At 39.5% G+C, this 17,811-nt stretch carries 17 protein-coding genes; all 17 read right to left on the bottom strand.

Features of this window, described 5'->3' with window-relative positions; translation table 11 throughout:
- Positions 1-196 precede the first annotated feature (196 nt).
- The 17 genes from ACFO3P_RS21965 to ACFO3P_RS21885 all read right to left on the bottom strand — a co-directional run bounded on the left by ACFO3P_RS21965 (position 197) and on the right by ACFO3P_RS21885 (position 17,637).
- Positions 197-1,315 carry a Nif3-like dinuclear metal center hexameric protein gene (locus tag ACFO3P_RS21965; protein ID WP_042534802.1) on the bottom strand — a complete coding sequence of 373 codons (1,119 nt, stop codon included), beginning with the start codon at positions 1,313-1,315 and terminating at the stop codon, positions 197-199.
- Positions 1,287-2,030 carry a tRNA (adenine(22)-N(1))-methyltransferase gene (locus tag ACFO3P_RS21960; protein WP_193063940.1) on the bottom strand — a complete coding sequence of 248 codons (744 nt, stop codon included), beginning with the start codon at positions 2,028-2,030 and terminating at the stop codon, positions 1,287-1,289. Before ACFO3P_RS21960 ends, ACFO3P_RS21965 begins: the two co-directional genes overlap by 29 nt.
- A 97-nt stretch (positions 2,031-2,127) precedes the next feature.
- On the bottom strand, positions 2,128-2,529 hold the full coding sequence (locus ACFO3P_RS21955; RefSeq protein ID WP_193063941.1) for a c-type cytochrome: 402 nt from the start codon (positions 2,527-2,529) through the stop codon (positions 2,128-2,130).
- Positions 2,530-2,610: 81 nt separating this feature from the next.
- Positions 2,611-3,162: a hypothetical protein gene (locus tag ACFO3P_RS21950; protein WP_052485090.1), complete on the bottom strand. Its 552-nt coding sequence runs from the start codon at positions 3,160-3,162 to the stop codon at positions 2,611-2,613.
- A gap of 169 nt (positions 3,163-3,331) precedes the next feature.
- On the bottom strand, positions 3,332-4,447 hold the full coding sequence (gene rpoD / locus ACFO3P_RS21945; RefSeq protein WP_042534808.1) for an RNA polymerase sigma factor RpoD: 1,116 nt from the start codon (positions 4,445-4,447) through the stop codon (positions 3,332-3,334).
- Between the two features lie 27 nt (positions 4,448-4,474).
- The gene (dnaG, locus tag ACFO3P_RS21940) at positions 4,475-6,286 is read right to left on the bottom strand and encodes a DNA primase (protein ID WP_193063942.1); all 1,812 of its coding nucleotides are present in this window, start codon (positions 6,284-6,286) and stop codon (positions 4,475-4,477) included.
- Positions 6,287-6,686: 400 nt separating this feature from the next.
- Positions 6,687-7,496: a pyruvate, water dikinase regulatory protein gene (locus tag ACFO3P_RS21935; protein WP_042534812.1), complete on the bottom strand. Its 810-nt coding sequence runs from the start codon at positions 7,494-7,496 to the stop codon at positions 6,687-6,689.
- A gap of 29 nt (positions 7,497-7,525) precedes the next feature.
- On the bottom strand, positions 7,526-8,155 hold the full coding sequence (locus tag ACFO3P_RS21930) for a helix-turn-helix transcriptional regulator (RefSeq protein ID WP_042534813.1): 630 nt from the start codon (positions 8,153-8,155) through the stop codon (positions 7,526-7,528).
- A gap of 259 nt (positions 8,156-8,414) precedes the next feature.
- Complete coding sequence (glyS, locus tag ACFO3P_RS21925) at positions 8,415-10,490, bottom strand: glycine--tRNA ligase subunit beta (RefSeq protein ID WP_193063943.1); 2,076 nt, start codon at positions 10,488-10,490, stop codon at positions 8,415-8,417.
- A gap of 1 nt (position 10,491) precedes the next feature.
- Positions 10,492-11,370 (bottom strand): glycine--tRNA ligase subunit alpha, encoded by an 879-nt coding sequence (gene glyQ, locus ACFO3P_RS21920; RefSeq protein ID WP_042534818.1) that lies wholly within the window; start codon positions 11,368-11,370, stop codon positions 10,492-10,494.
- A 383-nt stretch (positions 11,371-11,753) separates the two neighbouring features.
- Positions 11,754-12,500 (bottom strand): DNA repair protein RecO, encoded by a 747-nt coding sequence (gene recO / locus ACFO3P_RS21915; RefSeq protein ID WP_042534820.1) that lies wholly within the window; start codon positions 12,498-12,500, stop codon positions 11,754-11,756.
- A 122-nt stretch (positions 12,501-12,622) separates the two neighbouring features.
- Positions 12,623-12,784 (bottom strand): YqzL family protein, encoded by a 162-nt coding sequence (locus ACFO3P_RS21910; RefSeq protein ID WP_139089150.1) that lies wholly within the window; start codon positions 12,782-12,784, stop codon positions 12,623-12,625.
- 334 nt (positions 12,785-13,118) lie between these two features.
- Positions 13,119-14,021: a GTPase Era gene (era, locus tag ACFO3P_RS21905; RefSeq protein WP_042534822.1), complete on the bottom strand. Its 903-nt coding sequence runs from the start codon at positions 14,019-14,021 to the stop codon at positions 13,119-13,121.
- Positions 14,022-14,552: 531 nt separating this feature from the next.
- Positions 14,553-14,687 carry a hypothetical protein gene (locus tag ACFO3P_RS21900; protein ID WP_264299292.1) on the bottom strand — a complete coding sequence of 45 codons (135 nt, stop codon included), beginning with the start codon at positions 14,685-14,687 and terminating at the stop codon, positions 14,553-14,555.
- A gap of 16 nt (positions 14,688-14,703) precedes the next feature.
- Entirely contained in the window at positions 14,704-15,066 is a 363-nt protein-coding gene (locus tag ACFO3P_RS21895) for a diacylglycerol kinase family protein (protein ID WP_042534824.1), read from the bottom strand.
- Positions 15,056-15,520, bottom strand: a complete 465-nt coding sequence (gene ybeY / locus ACFO3P_RS21890) for an rRNA maturation RNase YbeY (RefSeq protein WP_042534826.1) — start codon at positions 15,518-15,520, stop codon at positions 15,056-15,058. The genes ACFO3P_RS21895 and ybeY overlap by 11 nt, the downstream gene beginning before the upstream one ends.
- A complete protein-coding gene (locus tag ACFO3P_RS21885) occupies positions 15,520-17,637 on the bottom strand; it encodes an HD family phosphohydrolase (protein ID WP_256704816.1) in 2,118 nt (705 codons plus the stop codon). The genes ybeY and ACFO3P_RS21885 overlap by 1 nt, the downstream gene beginning before the upstream one ends.
- Between the last annotated feature and the right edge of the window lie 174 nt (positions 17,638-17,811).

Raw genomic sequence — 17,811 nt, 5'->3', positions numbered from 1 at the left:
GGAGCTAGCATCCGTTATCTCCCGCCTAAATACATTTATTTTTACGTTTTATTTTAAGGCGGGAGTTTTACGGACAGTTCTCCGTGATAAATATCCAGCCTATGACATTTTCTACCACGTGTTATAGAGGGAGACCTCAAAAACACTATGCTGGTTAAAATGCTTATCACTCAAATAAATCATTTAACTATCTATTTCACATAAATACGAACGGGTCTGTATTTACTTCAGATACATAAACCTTTGACCTGAATGCAGGTATTTCCTGTATAAGTTTTTCCTTGGTTGCTGTTTTCATTATCTTCTCGATATAATGACCGGCATCAATGACTGTCAGTCCCATCTGCTCTGCATCTTGAGCAGCGTGAAATGTCATATCTCCTGTAATATATACATCCGCTTTTTTTCGGAGCGCATGACTGACATATTTCTCCCCGCTTCCTCCCAGGACAGCAACTTTTTTTACATTCTTTTCTATATTACCAGAAACACGCACGCGAGGCATGTCTAAATTCTTTTTCACCGTTTCAATGAATGCCTTCATTGAAACCGGGGATTCCAGGACACCAAAGCGTCCGATTCCAATCGACTGTCCTTTATTTTCCAATGGATACATATCATAAGCCGGTTCTTCATAAGGATGGGCTGAAATAACAGCATCTATCACCCTGGCTAGATTTTTCTTAGGAACAACGGCTTCCAGCTTCTTTTCATCGACAAAAGTCATTTCATTCTGCTCGCCAATATACGGGACAGCCTGCTCTGACGGAAGAAAAGTCCCTTGTCCGGCGCTTTGAAAGGTGCAATGACTGTAATCGCCAATTTGGCCAGCTCCGCCCTGATGCAGAGCATCCCGTAATTCCTGTACATGCGACTCTGGAACAAAAACAACAATTTTAAGCAGCGACTCTTGTTCTAACACTTCTAAGGGTTCTTTATTTTTCAATTCAAGGGCGCCACTTAATAAATCATTTACACCACCCTCGGCGATATCCAGATTGGTATGTGCAGCAAAGACCGTTATATCGTTTTTTAAAAGCTTTTGTACCACTCTCCCCTTCGGATGATCGACATTAATCTGTTTTAAAGGCTGAAACAGCAAAGGGTGATGGGCAATAATCAAATTCGCCCCTTTTTCAATTGCTTCATCAACTACTTCCTCCGTCACATCCAATGTAATCAGAATTTGAGATGTCGTATCATGAAACCGTCCAGTCTGTAAACCGATATTATCCCAATGATAGGCAAAACTTTTCGGTGCCCAGCTGTCCATAATCCGAAAAAAATCAGCGTGTTTCGTCGTTTGTTCCTTCATGATCAAGTTCCTCCTTCATCCAGTATAATTCTGTTTGGAAATCAGCTATTTTCTCATGATTTATTTGCTTTGCCTGCTGCATTTGCAAAATGATTCGTTCGATATTCATTATTTCCTGTGACCACTTTTTAATAAAAGCAGCATTCTTCTCTTTCATTAAATAGGGACCTAATAAAAGCTGCCTGCCCTTCTTCTGTTCATTATCACTGTATGGTGAAGAGGCTTCTGTATAACGATCCGCAACAAGCACTTCATAGATATGTCCCTGCTCATCCACAATCTCTTCTGCTTTCAGTATAAAATCATTTTGATCAAACCATCGTCTGACTGCTCTTGCGTCTACATTAGGCTGTGCAATAATTCGTTCAGCAGATTTAGCAATAGCAGCATGGTTTTCTAAGATGGAAGTAATCAATCCTCCGCCCATCCCCGCAATGACGATTTGTTTGACCTCGCCTTCATTTATGACAGATAAACCATCTCCTAAACGGGCATCGATCCGTTCCTCTAATTGATGAAATCGAATTGTTTTTTTGGCGCTGTCTAAAGGCCCTTGATTCACTTCTCCGGCAATAGCGCTTGCTGTTTTATCTCTTTGGCAGACGTAGGCAGGCAGATAAGCATGATCAGAGCCGATATCTGCAAAATGCGCTCCCTGAGGCAGATATTCAGCAACTATTTTCAAACGATTCGATAGGGTGACATTCTGGTTCATTATTTGTTCTCCTTTTAAAGACAGTTCTTTTCTGTATTTCTCCAATAAGAAAAGCTTTCTGTACGAATCAGAAAGCTTTCATTTCTTTTATTATATATTATTCATGCTCGCTTAACCACTCGCTGAGTGCATCTAATTCTTCACCTGCAAGCTGAGGGAAAGCCGGCATGCCTCCGTCAGTTCCATTTTCAATGATATCAGCAATTTCTTCCTGAGAATAAGTGCTTCCAACTTGTGTTAAATCAGGAGCGGAACCACTTGCTAAATCTTGACCATGACAGCTGGCACAATTGGATTGGAAAACTTCTTCTCCAGCATCAGCACTGGTAGACTCGCCGCCTTCTTCTCCTCCTTCTGTCTCTTCTGTCTGTTCTTCACCATTTTCTTCAGCATCTTGAATAGCCTGTCTTTGATCAATACCAATTACAGAAATAATAATGACAGCTATCAGCCCCAGCCCGGCAATAATTGCATATGGTATAACCGGATTCTTTTTCATTACGCTTCCTCCTTATGTAATCCAAATATTATAAATTAATACTACTATTAGTTTACTCGAAATCTAAAAATTTTTAAAGGATTATCCAAGATATTTAAAAAAAACGACAAAAGTGATGATTCCTATAGTCAAAGCTGCTCCCAAATAACGAATAACAGGCAGCTTTTTCAAATATCCAAAAACAATCCATCCAATGCCATTGGCAGTAATCATAAAATTATTATAAGCTCCTAATCCAAAAGTATCCATTATACAAATAGAAAGCTGCAACACATATAACAATTGAATAGATATAAATAAATAACGATAACGCCGTGATGCATTCTTTCCAGTTCCTGACCAGATTAGAATATTTATAAAGAAAACAAAACTTAAAATACCTGCCCCGACAGAGCCGGCTAATTGATAATAATAATCTAAAAAGATAACGCTTACCAATATCATCAACATCATGGTAAAATGAAGCTTTTTCCATGTAGATAGCCAATTTTTATTTTTATTGGTTATTTCTATTTCTCCGCCTTTAGTATATAATGCTAATAAAAAATCACATTGTTCTTCCGGCAATAAACGATTCTCTTTCCACTTTAAAATTTCCTGGATAATCAATTGGTTTTTTTCATGATTATTCATAAATCCACCCCGGAAGCGTCACCATTTAAATGTTAAAAAAAAATCTTATTTTATGGACTTTTGAATATTCTCTATGAATTCATATAAAACAATAATTGGAATACGCAAGCCGTTAAACGGGAACTTGCATATTCCAGTATTCAGAATGAACTTATTTCAGTATAACACCTTAATCAAGGAAGTCTTTCAATCGCTTGCTTCGGCTTGGGTGTCTTAATTTACGTAATGCTTTCGCTTCGATTTGGCGGATACGTTCTCTGGTTACCCCAAATACTTTCCCTACTTCTTCAAGTGTTCTCGTTCTTCCATCATCTAATCCAAACCGCAGACGAAGCACATTTTCTTCTCTGTCTGTCAATGTGTCTAATACATCTTCCAGCTGTTCTTTCAGTAATTCGTAAGCTGCATGATCAGATGGAGAGATTGCTTCCTGATCCTCAATGAAATCACCTAGATGTGAATCGTCTTCTTCTCCGATTGGTGTTTCTAAAGATACAGGTTCTTGAGCGATTTTTAGAATGTCGCGCACCTTATCCGGGCTTAATTCCATTTCTTCGCCGATTTCCTCCGGTGTCGGTTCACGTCCCAGATCCTGCAGCAGAGAGCGCTGTACACGGATTAATTTATTAATGGTTTCCACCATATGAACCGGGATACGAATGGTACGGGCCTGGTCCGCGATTGCACGGGTAATTGCCTGTCTAATCCACCAGGTTGCGTAGGTACTGAATTTAAACCCTTTGCGGTAGTCAAATTTCTCAACAGCTTTGATCAGACCCATGTTTCCTTCTTGAATCAAATCGAGGAAAAGCATCCCCCGTCCAACATAGCGTTTTGCGATGCTGACAACGAGACGAAGATTGGCTTCCGCTAACCTTCTCTTTGCTTCAATATCTCCCTCTTCAATTCGGGAAGCGAGTTCAATTTCTTCTGCTGCAGAAAGCAGATCTACTCTGCCGATTTCTTTTAAATACATACGGACCGGGTCATTGATCTTTATCCCTAAAGGAACACTGAGATCATTCAGGTTGATTTCTTCTTCTTTTGCGATTTTCTGCATCTCGGGGTCATCCTCAGACTCACCTAACACATCGACACCCTGTTCTTCCAGATACTCATAAAACTCATCCATTTGTTCGGGTTCCATGTCAAAATTAGATAAACCGTCAGCCACTTCTTCATACGCAAGTGTACCGCGTTTCTTACCCATGTCAACCAATTTTTCTTTTGCTTGCTCTAATGTCAGTTCGGGTTCTTTCATATGCGAAGGTTTTTGTTCGGCCATGAGTCCCCCTCCTTCCAAATTGTTGAATTATTTTTCGTTATTTTGCTTCTGCAGCCGGATTAACTCCATTGCCAAGCGGGCAGCCTCCAATGGATCATTTTCCTGCTCCGCTTTCCTTTGCTGCTCTTTTAAGCTTTTTTTCGCCGGACTTTGATCCGCCTCCCGATGAATCATTCGCAGATAGTCATCGATTTCTTCCTCTGTACTATGCTGGACATCGCTGGACATCGCCAATTCAATGACTTGATTCTTTAAATGTTCATCAGACAGTCTCTCCATAAATAAACTAATATCGGGTGAATTACCTTCTTCATAAAAAGCATATAAATGTGTTGCAACAATTTTATGGTCATTTACATTAAATCCCGCTCCAAGCTCATATTGTACTTTTTCAGCTATATAGGCATCCTGAAGCATATAGGATAAAATTCTTTTTTCAGCATTAACATATGCCGGAAATAACTTTTTCTTATTTGCAGGTACATATGGCTTAGTATAACTCTTATCACGCTGATTATCCTTCGCGGAAGGCTGGCTTTTCTGATACTGAGCCAGCTGGCTCATCAAGGTATCTACAGACAAATCAAATTCCTTATGCAATTCCTGAATATAATATTCCCGTTCCAGCGCACTCTCAATCATAGAAAGTTCTTTTAAAACGCGCTCGATATACTCAATACGCTCACTTTCCAGCTGCAGATTGAAGTGTCTGCGCTGATATCGCATGAAGAAACTCATATAACTGTCACTTGTGCGCAGAACCCTTTCTTTAAAAGCTTCGCCTCCATGCTCCCGGACGTAGCTGTCCGGGTCTTCCTCTGCATCCAAATTGGCAATACGGACATCACAGCCGACAGACCTCAATAGAAGTGCCGACTTATAACGGGCTTCTATCCCTGCACTATCCCCATCAAAACAAATAATAACCGTATCGACATAGCGGTTTAAAAGCTTTGCCTGCGTTTCTGTCAAAGCGGTCCCCATCGTAGCCACTACATTTTTCACGCCAGCCTGATAAACAGAAATAACATCCATATAGCCTTCCATTAAAACAGCTTCATTTTCTTTTCGGATATGGCGCTTTGCCAAGTCAAAATTGTATAAAAGCTTACTTTTTTGAAAAAGTTCGCCTTCCGAGCTATTTAAATATTTCGGACCGCTGTCATCATGCATTGCTCTGCCGCCAAAACCGACAGTGCGCCCCAATGCATTCCGTATAGGGAAAATAATTCTGCCGCGAAAACGGTCGATGACTTCATTATTATCGTTTCCTGCTAAAATACCGCTTTTCAAAAGCAATGGTTTAGAATATCCTTTTTGTGTAAGAAACTTCGCTGTAAAATCGCGCTTATCCGGAGCATATCCGATTTGGAATTCTTCTAACGTCTCCTTCGTAAGCCCGCGGCTTTTTAGATACTCTAATCCATCCTTCCCATCTTTTTGATACTTTATGAGATGATGATATAATTTTGTCAACCATTCATACGCAGAGAGCATCTGCTCTGTTTCCTCTGATAAAGAAGTTTCTTTGGGAATGGATGCTGTCGGCAGCTCTACACCGCTTCGGTCAGCTAAATATTTCAGCGCCTCATAAAATGTGAAATTTTCCATTTCCATTAGAAACGAGAATACATTTCCGCCTTTTCCGCAGCCAAAGCAATGAAAAATCTGTTTATCCTGGGTAACTGAAAATGAGGGTGTATTTTCGCCATGAAACGGACATAGACCAAAATAGTTTTTACCTTGTTTTTTTAATTGAATGTACTCTCCAATGACATCGACAATATCATTGGTTTTTTTCACTTCCTCAATAATTGGTTCAGGTATTTGATTAGCCATGTTTACCACCAACTATTCTATTTGATTTTATAGGATGCTAAAACACATTTTAGAGAGATTATGCAAAATCCTCCTTTTTAAACTTAGTTGCTCCATTTTTCATGATTCGACATATTTTTTTCTTATTCTCAAAAAAAATAGCCTTAACATAGATTCTACAAAGGATACATAGATTCCTTCTTTTTCAGAGCAAATTATGATTAAAATTGCATTTTATTTAAATCTGCTCATACGATTTACCATTATAATATATTTTTTAATAGATTTCTATTAATTTGTATATAAATCTATGGAACAAAGAAAAACATTCCGTGAGAGTTGCGTACAGAATGCTTTTCCTACCATTTTTATCCTGAAAATATACTGTTATTATATCTCTTGCAAAGCTTTAAAATGATTATTATTGTCTGCTTTGCCACATTCTAATAATTTGGTTTGCTGTTTCTTCCACTGCTTTATGAGACACGTCAATAACAGGACAGCCAATTTTTTCAACGACATCATTAAAAAATTCGAGCTCCTGTTCAATTCTGCTTACATTTGCATACGTTGCCTGATCTCCCAGTCCCAGCGCTTTTAAACGTTCCTTCCGAATGCCATTCAATTTTTCTGAAGAGATACGTAAACCAATACATTTTTTAGGGTCGACCATCATCAGCTCTTCCGGCGGGTCTACCTCTGGAACAATCGGAACATTTGCTACTTTAAAGCGTTTGTGTGCCAAGAATTGAGACAGTGGCGTTTTGGAGGTTCTGGAAACACCTATCAATACGATATCGGCACGGGTGATGCCCCGCGTATCTCTCCCGTCATCGTATTTAACAGCAAACTCAATCGCTTCAATCTTTTTGAAATAATCTTCGTCCAGTTTATGAACAAGTCCTGCCTCTAAACGGGGCTGATCACTAAAAACACGCTCCATGGCGTCCATAGTCGGACCCATGATATCAATTGCTTCAATATCCAGTTCAGCTGCACGCTTGTTTAAATGCGCTCGCAATTCTGGATTAACCAGTGTAAAACCGATAAGACTTGAATTCAATTTTGCCTGCTGTAAGAATTCATCAATCGTTCCTTTATCTTCTACATAAGGAATACGCTGAATTTTATAATCCCCGCTTTTGAATTGGCTTAAGCCTGCTTTAATTACCAGCTCAGCCGTTTCTCCAACAGAATCAGATAACACATAAATAACTTGCTGCTCCTTCATCTCGACATCCTCCCCTTAGCACCTAAAAATTATATTGTATCTTCCATTGTTAATTCAACCAACAGTTTCGTCATCGTTGTTTTTGTAATACGGCCGATAACCTCAAGACCATTTTCGGTATCTTTTACTACAGGGACACCATCGATCTGCTTGGATATAAGCTGATGAGCTACATCGACCAGCAGGTCATTTTTTCGGCAAACAGTTATATTAGGCATTCTTGTCATAATAATCGGTACAGGGATAGAGCTCAGGTCCTGCCTGCCCATACTTGAACGCAGCAAATCCTTTCGGGAAAGAACTCCCACCAAGCATGAATTTTCATCGACAACAAAAAGTGTGCCGACATCTTCTAAGAACATCGTTGATATTGCATCGTATACTGATACCTTCTCATTTACAGCTACTGGGACCTGCTGAAATTCATGAACCTTATACCGCTTTATCTTTTCTGTCAGCAATTCTGAACCTGTTTTACCTGTATAAAAGTAGCCAACACGAGGACGTGCGTCTAAAAAACCAGCCATCGTCAGAATAGCCAGGTCCGGTCTCAATGTGGCCCGGGTCAGCGCCAGCTGGTCTGCTATTTGCTCCCCCGTGATGGGACCGTCTGCTTTTACTATTTCTATAATCCGCTGCTGTCTTTTCGATAAGTCCACTTTTTCACCACCTAAACTGCCACATTATTCGCAAATAAATAGGATGCTTGCTATATATTAATTGCATCAAATTTGGCATTATGAAAGATAATGTACCATGTTTTTCATATTTAAAACATGGTACATTCATTATTATTCGACTCCATTCACTAAAAAACCTTTTTTTAAGAGAGAAAACCTTTTTAAACATCCTCTAAAGTGAAGAAAGTGTAAAATTGTTTAGATTAATTGTTGTCATCGCAGAAGTCTTCCTTTATTTCTATGCATGCTGCTTCCACGCTATTTTTCGTAAATCCGCATATTGCAAAATAAGCATAGAAAGCTCATGAATCATAGATAGACGATTTTTTCTTACTTCTTCATTATCGTCCATAATCATATTATGATCAAAGAATGCGTGGATATTATCAGCAAGATCCGCAAGAAGCTGTAATGCCGCTTCACTGTTTTGTGCCTCTAAATGTGCAGCATAATTTGATTTCACAGATTTCACAGCATCGTATAATGCTTGTTCTGATTCTGTTTGGATAAGCGCAGCGTCTGCTTCATGGTTTTTATCCTCTACCTTATTTTCCAGATTCAGAACACGCACCAGCGCCTCCTGTGAGTTTTTAAAAGCTTCATCTGCTTTTTTCACAGATAAAACATGTGCTTTATCTACTGCAAAATGAAATACGCCAAGCTGATTGTCTGTAACTGCATGAATAATATCTGATTCTACGTTCTCTTCACGGAGCAAATAGGCAGCACGGGAGCCAAAAAATGTGCGCAAATCATCATTCGCAGAGGCATTTACAGTTAATCCGGCATCCGCTAATACAGATAAAGTATAGTTAATGAGTGATTCTACTGTCACATCCCAATGCTGATCCTGCAAAATACGTAAAATTCCCGTTGCCTGTCTTCGTAAACCATATGGATCCTGTGAACCGCTCGGGATAAGTCCGACACTGATACAGCCGGCAATGGTATCCATCTTATCTGCAATACTCAGTACGGCGCCGACTGTTGTTGCAGGGAGTTCACCGTGAGAATGTTTTGGTAAATAATGTTCACGTATGGCTTGAGAAACTTCCTTTGTTTCTCCAAAATATGCAGCATATTTCTCGCCCATTACGCCCTGTAATTCCGTAAATTCATTTACCATATTGGTCATTAAATCGAATTTGCTGATTTCTGCAGCTCGGGCAATCTCTTTTCCATCTTTTAAAGCAAGTTCTTCAGCTAAATGACTCGCAATTTTTTTAACCCGGTTTACTTTGTCTGTATACGTACCCAGCTTTTCCTGAAATACAACTCTGGTCAGCTTCTCCTGGAAGAAATCAATTGAAAGTTTTTTGTCCTCTTCAAAGAAAAACTCTGCGTCCGCAAGACGCGCGCGAAGTACCTTCTCATTTCCCCGGATGACGGTTTCCAATTCGTAATCATCACCGTTTCTTACTCCTACAAATTTAGGCAGCAGCTCTCCGTCTCGTTCTACCGGAAAATAACGCTGGTGCTCGGCCATAGACGTAATAAGTACTTCTTTGGGCAGAGCAAGGAAAGAATCTGCGAAACTGCCTACGAAAGCAGTCGGATATTCTACAAGGTTTTTCACTTCATTTAAAAGCTCTGTATCCACCGGAATCTGAAATCCATTTTTGGTTTGCAGTGTATCCAGCTGCTCTACAATTTTCTCTTTACGTTTTTCAGCATTTGCAATGACATAATTCTCATTTAACAGCTGTTCGTATTGCTTGGGTTCCCCTATGGTCAGCTTATCGCTGAGAAAACGATGTCCGTAGGTGAAATTACTTGTTTTCACATGCGCAATCTCAAAAGGAATCACTTTATTTCCATAAAGTGCTACCAGCCAGCGGATCGGTCTGGCGTAGCGCAATGTTTCATTTGCCCAGCGCATATTTTTCCCAAATGTGATGGACTCAATAATATCCTTAAATTCCGGGAGTAATGATTGCACTGTTTTTCCTTCGATAAATTTTTTTACATAGATATAGGAAGTTCCCTTGACCTCTTTGATATAAATATCATCGGTTGTTTTTCCCTGACCTCTGGTAAAGCCTTCCGCGGCCTTTGTCCAATTTCCCTCATCATCTTTGGCAATCTTTAAAGCAGGTCCTTTTGCTTCCTCTTCTATGGATACCTGATTTTCTGCCACTTCTTCTATAAGGACAGCCAATCTTCGCGGCGTTGAGAAGGAGACTGCAGACGAATAGGAAATACGCTGTTCATCCAGCCATTTGATTGTTTTATCCAATACTTGCGCTTCTGCATCATCTATAAATCGAGCCGGCAGCTCCTCTAATCCAATTTCAATCAATACATCCTGTGCCACTCTAGTTTGCCTCCTTTTTCAACATCGGAAAACCTAATTTTTCACGTTCTTGTACATAAATTTTTGAAATACTGCGGGCAAGATTACGAATTCGGCTGATATAGCCTGTTCTTTCTGTTACAGAAATAACCCCTTTTGCATCCAGCAGGTTGAAGGTATGTGAACATTTTAAAACATAATCATATGCCGGGAAGACAAGCCCTTTCTCCATGGCTGCTTTGGCCTCTTGTTCATATTTCGTAAATAAATCAAATAACATATCCGTATTGGATGCTTCAAATGTATAGACAGAATGCTCATATTCCGGCTGATAGAAAATATCACGAAGAGTCACTCCATTATTCCACTCTAAATCAAATACATTTTCTTTATCTTGGATATATGAAGCCAACCGCTCAATCCCGTATGTTAATTCGACCGTTACCGGATTTGCTTCCAAACCGCCGATTTGCTGGAAATAGGTAAACTGTGTGATTTCCATCCCGTCCAGCCATACTTCCCAGCCCAGACCGGCTGCGCCAAGCGTCGGGTTTTCCCAGTTATCCTCTACGAAGCGGATATCATGCTTAAGCGGATCAATCCCTAATTTTTCCAAGGACTCTAAATACAGTTCCTGAATATTCTCAGGAGATGGCTTCATGATTACCTGAAATTGATGATGCTGATACAGACGATTCGGATTTTTCCCATATCTGCCATCCGCCGGTCGTCTGGAAGGCTCTACATAGGCAACATTCCACGGCTCTGGTCCCAAGCTTCGCAGCAATGTCATAGGAGACATCGTTCCTGCACCTTTTTCAGTGTCATATGCCTGCATTAAAATACAATTTTGATCTGACCAATGATTTTGCAATGTTAAAATCATTTCTTGAATATTCATTTACTCCACTCCTTTAATGGATCGAAATTTACTGTAAGTATTTCCTTTGGTGATGATAAAAAACCTCATTATAGCCACGCTATCAGCTGAAAACCTAAAAAGCCGTCCCTATGTCTGCTTGAACGACAGACATAGGGACGGCTTAAACCGCGGTTCCACCCTACTTGCTCTCCATAACAAGAGCCTCTTTTTCATACTGCTCCGAAGTTCCTTCCAAAAGCCTCTATACATCCGGCTCGCACCAATCCCGGACTCGCTTATTACAGAATATGCTTCCGTACTTCTCTTCATCATTGCAGTTATCATGTAATTATCAACTTGTATAAAATTAAAATACGTTAATTTATGTACAAATCATACTCCATTACCCTGCAGCTTGTCAATTAATTCTTAAACAAATCGAGCTGATCCAGAAACTTGCGGGATTTAATATAATATCCGCCATAGCGTTCGTAATAAGCTTTTAAAATAGCCTGAAACATTTTCACATTGTCCGGTTTCATTTGAATTGTTCCGATACGCTCTAATCCTGCTTCAGAAAAGAGATAGAGAAGCTTTGCCAGTTTCGGCGCAAGCTCGATTGCTTCCGGATCCAGATGACGGCATTTCGGACACAGGAAACCGCCCTCCACTACAGAAAAAACAAAAGGCTGCTGCGTCGACCCGCAATTGATACATTGATTTAACACTGGAGCGAATCCAGCTTTTTTATAAAGTTTTAATTCATACATCATTATCGGGATTTCAGCCTGATCATTCTCTTCAATCCAAGCTATAGTCTGTTGAAATTGATCGAATAGGTACGGATCTATATTTTGGTTTTCCAGCAGCTTATCTGTAAGCTCTGCAATATAGGAGCAATAAGCCGTCTTCACAAAATCCTCGCGTATCTTACGATGGGAGTTTAATAATTCTCCTTGTTGAATCGTACTCAATCCGCTTCCAAGATAAACAAAAAAACGGGCAAAAACGAATGGCTGAGTAACTGCAGCCATTCGACTTTTTGGTTTTTTTGCACCTTTTGCCAGAGCTTGGAATTTACCAAACTTTCCGCTGTAGATAGTCACTAATTTATGTGTTTCACCATAATCTTTTGTTTTTAATACCATACCATCTATCTGTTCCAGCACGTAAAATCACCCGCCCTCATTTGTTATCACAGTTTCACTAAATTCCTTCAGGGAGATGAAAAATCCCCGGCTGAATAAAGCTTCACTTTATCGCAGGAATTATCATGCTTCAAGCGACATGGTTACAAAGATGGCAAATCTATACCGTCACCCATAGAAGATTGGGTATTTTCATTTTGTCTTTTTTCCTGACTTAACTGTCCTTGCTGCTCTAGTTCTTTTAATAATAAATAGGTTTCAATGTTTCCTGTTTGATAAAACAAATTCCATGTTGCATCTAACACAAGAAACCCCACCTTTCTAATTATTTTTTTGCTGTAACTGACTCATCACAAATAGGAAAGAAAAAACTTTTCTATTTACTTCTCAAGTGCAACCAAGCATTTTCTAAAGCTTTGACTTTACTGCAGAAGGGATTCTAAGAATACGAAATCCGGTTTTAAGACTTCCTTTAACGAATAAGACGTTTTTCTGACGAAAGAGGACAGCCTGACATGAATGCCCCGCTTCTTTTATAGGTTGGTTCGATTTGACGTTTTCATTAGTATAAAATATTACCATCTTTAAGAGGATATTCAAAAAACGAATCAAAACAGCGTATCCGGTCTGCCATATCTTTTAATATTCATCAAGCCGGAATCCATATTCATGTAATTGATTCTGTTTGTTTCTCCAATCCTTCTTCACTTTCACCCAAAGTTCTAAATATACCTTAGACCCAAGCAATGCTTCGATATCGCGGCGTGATTGCTGGCCGATTTTCTTCAGCATACCGCCCTGCTTGCCAATCAAAATACCTTTTTGAGAGCTTCTTTCCGTAACAATCGTTGCTTGTACCAATAATTTATCATTTTCGTTCTTCTCTATATTTTCAATGACAACGGCAATCGAATGCGGAATCTCTTCCTTCGTATGATGCAATACTTTTTCGCGGATAAGCTCAGAAATAACAAACCTTTCCGGATGATCCGTGATTTGATCTTCCGGATAATATTGCGGACCTTCCGGCAATTGCTTAGCGAGCACCTCTAGTAAATGATCTACATTATTCCCTTCCAATGCAGAAATAGGAATAATTTCCTCAAATTCATAAAAATCCTTATATTGATTAATCAGCTGCATAAGCTTTTCCGGTTGAATCTTATCGATTTTATTAATGATCAGATATACCGGCTGTTTTATTTTTTGAAGCAAATCAATAATATATTGGTCCCCGCGGCCGTAACCTTCATCCGCATTAATCATAAATAAAATATGATCTACTTCATTCAAGGTATTCTCTGCCACCTGTACCATAAAATCGCCTAATCGGTGCTTCGGTTTATGAATTCCCGGTGTATCAATGAAAATCATTTGATATTCCTTTGTTGTCAAAACACCTTGTATTTTATTTCGTGTTGTTTGTGCCTTATCACTCATAATAGCGATCTTTTGACCAATCACCCGGTTCATGAATGTTGATTTTCCAACATTTGGTCTGCCTATAATAGCAATAAAGCCTGATTTGAAATTATTTGTCATGCTGTTTTCCTCCGAATTTCTATTCTTGATTAGGCGAGAGGACTCCCAACCTCAAGGAATGTGCAGGGTAAAATCCAATGAGTAAATGAGAGATGAATCGCCTTTTTGCATTCACGAACTTAAGTTCGTATGTTATAATGTTCTTGAAAGACGCTCTTTGAAAACTGAACATTGCAGGTTGTGGCGAGAATCGTTGCTTTGCCACGTAAAATGTTCAAGCCAAATATGTCAGCCAAGGCACACAAATGTGTGAACCTCAGGTAAGCTGAAAAGTAGCCCCAAAGGCAGGACCAATGGAATAGCGGGGTTGGGTGTTTTTAGCACACCGATGTGTCAACTCCACTGGCGGTTAATCGTCATCTTGAAAGTCGACACCCCAGAAACCCACACTTCCAATTTCTTTAGAAATGAAGTGGCGGAAGTATTCATTGTTTGCTTGCTTCCTATCATACTACATTTTTTAATTAGTTTCACTATATCGACAAAACCTTTAACAATCATACAATGAATTACAAAAAGGGAGGAGCTTGGTCAAGCTCCTCCCTTTTGACAGTTAATTTCAGACTTTCTTAACTGCATTAACGCAACACGGTTGCCGGCAAAAGGCCTGGTGACAACCACATCTGCTAATAACGTTATCAAGCTGGATAATCGTTCAATAAACATTATTTTTATCATACTATTATATAAATTGCATTATTTTAGGACCAAAAATAAGTATTCCGACTACAACGGATATCAGCGCCGTCACGAGGACAACACCAGCTGCAATATCCTTTATTTCCTTTATTCTTTCATCATAACCCGGCTGAATAAAATCCATGACCCGCTCAATGACACTGTTTATCATTTCAGTGATAAGCACTAAACCAATGGTTAATAAAATAACCGCCCATTCGATGAGAGAAAGATGGAAAAAGAAGCCTGCTGCAACTACAATCGTCATAGCGGCAAGATGCAGCTGGAAATTCGACTCCTTTTTCACCACCGTTTTCAGCCCTGCCCAAGCATAACGGAATCCAACAACTCTTTTCTTATCTTTCAATGCCAAATGCACCTAAAATTTCGTCTTGTCTCTGAAACATTTCCTTCTCATCTTCTGCATTCATATGATCGTACCCAAGCAGGTGTAAGAATCCATGTAACGCTAAAAAGGCCAGCTCTCTCTCAAAGCTGTGATTGTATTCTTCCGCTTGCTCTTTGGCTTTATCTATCGAAATAATAATATCTCCCAGTACAACCGGCAGCCCTTCGCCAACAATTTCAAGTTCTTCGTCTTCCATTTCCTGCATTGCAAATGAAATAACATCCGTCGGTTTATCTTTATCCCGATAATCTCTGTTGATTACTTGAATTTGTTCATTATCCACAAAGCTGATTGAAATTTCCGCTTCAGCAGCTGTTTTTTCTTCTTTTCCGGCAAAGGTCAGCAGCTTTTCGACAAGCGCTCTATGTTCATCAGACACAGCATTGGTTTCATCCTGAAAATCAATAAGCATTATTTATCCCCTTCCTTCTTCGGATACTGAATTCTAGAATGGAAAATTCCTTTCAAAGAATCACAAACCGTATGTTGAATGATTTTTAACTCTTTTAATGTTAAAGGACTGTTATCTAATTGTCCATCTGAAATTTTGCCATTGATAATCGATGACACAATGGAATCAATCGTCTCCGGTGTCGGTTCCTGCAAGGAACGGACTGCCGGCTCGACAGAATCACAAATACAGACAATCGCCGTTTCCTTTGTTTCCGGCTTCGGCCCGGGATATCTGAAATCTGCTTCCTCTGTTTCCGAATTCAGCTCCTTTGCTTTCATATAGAAGAATTGCACTAAAGAATTCGAATGATGCTGCTTCGCAATATCAATGATTTCCTTAGGCATTTTATGCGCCTTTAACAAATTTGCTCCATCAGTTGTATGGCGAATAATAATATCTGCGCTTTCCTTAGGCGGCAATTTATCATGTGGATTTTTATTTGGCATCTGATTTTCAATGAAAAAGGCCGGCCGCACAGTTTTGCCAATATCATGATAGTAAGCGCCCACCCGTGCCAGCAAACCATTTGCTCCCACCGCTTCACAGGCAGTCTCACTAATGTTGGCTACCATTACCGAATGATGATACGTTCCCGGCGCTTCCACCAGCAGCCGTTTTAACAGCGGCTGATTAGGATTAGATAATTGCAGGAGTTTCATATCTGTCAATATACCTAAAAAGCTTTCGAACAACGGCAATAATCCAATTGCCAAAATAGCTGAAAGGCAAGCTGCAACTATCCCTAAACCAAGGTATAAAAAGACATCGAACCACGTATATTTTTCAAAGGACAGGAATAGAAATAAGATAATGACAGCAGAATGAATTAAAATCAGTCCAATCGCTGTTTTTAAAATAACAAGGCGTTCACTTAATTTCTTCATTAACACAATTGCGGCGAGCTGAGAAAAAAGGAAATAGATAGCCGCTTCGACGTGCAGCATTCCGGCAATATAACTGTTAAACATAAATGCTGCTAAAATTGCATATAAGATACTGAGACGTACTGCTGAACGATCGCCGATTAATACTTTTAATAAAATAGCAATAGCTGCAATAGGTGTTACCAAATAGAGTGCATTTGACTGGTCAAAGAAATAACTTTGGATTTTCATAACAAAAATAGCCAGTGCACTTAACAGGGAAACAGCTACAATCGGCAGAAGGTTCCATTTCTTATCTTTTGCAATTTGCAGACATTCCATCCCGAAAAAGTATGCAATTATCGCTGCCAAAAATCCCAACGCCAGAATTGGGTAAATATTGCCCTCCTGTGATAATACGCCTACCAGCTCCAGCTGCTCGTAGATTTCATTTGTAATGGTCTGGCCTTCGCGAACAATGGTTTCACCGGCACGAATAACAACAGGATCCACAAGTGTTGCGGCGTCCTTCTTCTCTTGAGCCGTTGCCTCATAGTCAAAGAAAGCATTTTCTACGACCGCAAATTCTGCTAACTCCATTAAATCTTCCTGTAAACCTTCATTCATTTCCGAATAAGCTAAATCGCGCTCTATATTGGTAATTCCAGATTGAATATTCTCTGCTCTGATACCTTGCTCTAATACGCTTTCCAAACTCTCGGAAAATACTGCCCCCGCTTCTTCCAAGTCCTCTTCCGGCTGCTGCAGCAAGGAAATCAGCACATCTTCCGAAATTTCTGAACGAATTTCTTCCGATAGTAACGCTCTTAATTCAACTGCTTCTTCTTCATATACCTCTTCTAAAGCTCCTTCATCATGTTCCGCAATGATGGTTAATACAGCGTCAAAAATTTCGTTTACATAATTTAATCGCTCCTCTGTCACCTCTTCGGAAATGCTGTACCGATCAGGAACGGCATTGACTGCTTCCCTGATTCGCTGATCCGTTTCTTGCTTATTTTCAATCGTTATCGGGGAACGTATTGTCTCTTCAGAAACAGCAAAACGCTGAATATCATATGTATCTGTACGTACATTATCTAATAACGTCAGAAAAACAAGTGCTCCTATAATAAGAGCCGGGACAATCGCAATAAAGTATTTTCGATTATTTTTAAAAAAAGGAAGTATTTTCTTCCATCTTTTTTTCAACACCTTCACCTCCTCTTTTTATTTTACCACTTCCATCCAACGGATTGGGATGAAATTATCTAAAATTAAGTGAATTCCTTGATCATAGCAAAACAACAAAGTCACATACTGTTCACCTGATATTTTTACTTAATTTTCCATCATTAGCTCTAAAAAGCCTTTGAAAAACTTTGT

Source organism: Oceanobacillus aidingensis, from assembly GCF_042654105.1.
GTDB lineage: Bacteria > Bacillota > Bacilli > Bacillales > Amphibacillaceae > Oceanobacillus > Oceanobacillus oncorhynchi.
This window is presented reverse-complemented; position numbering and strand designations above follow the sequence as displayed.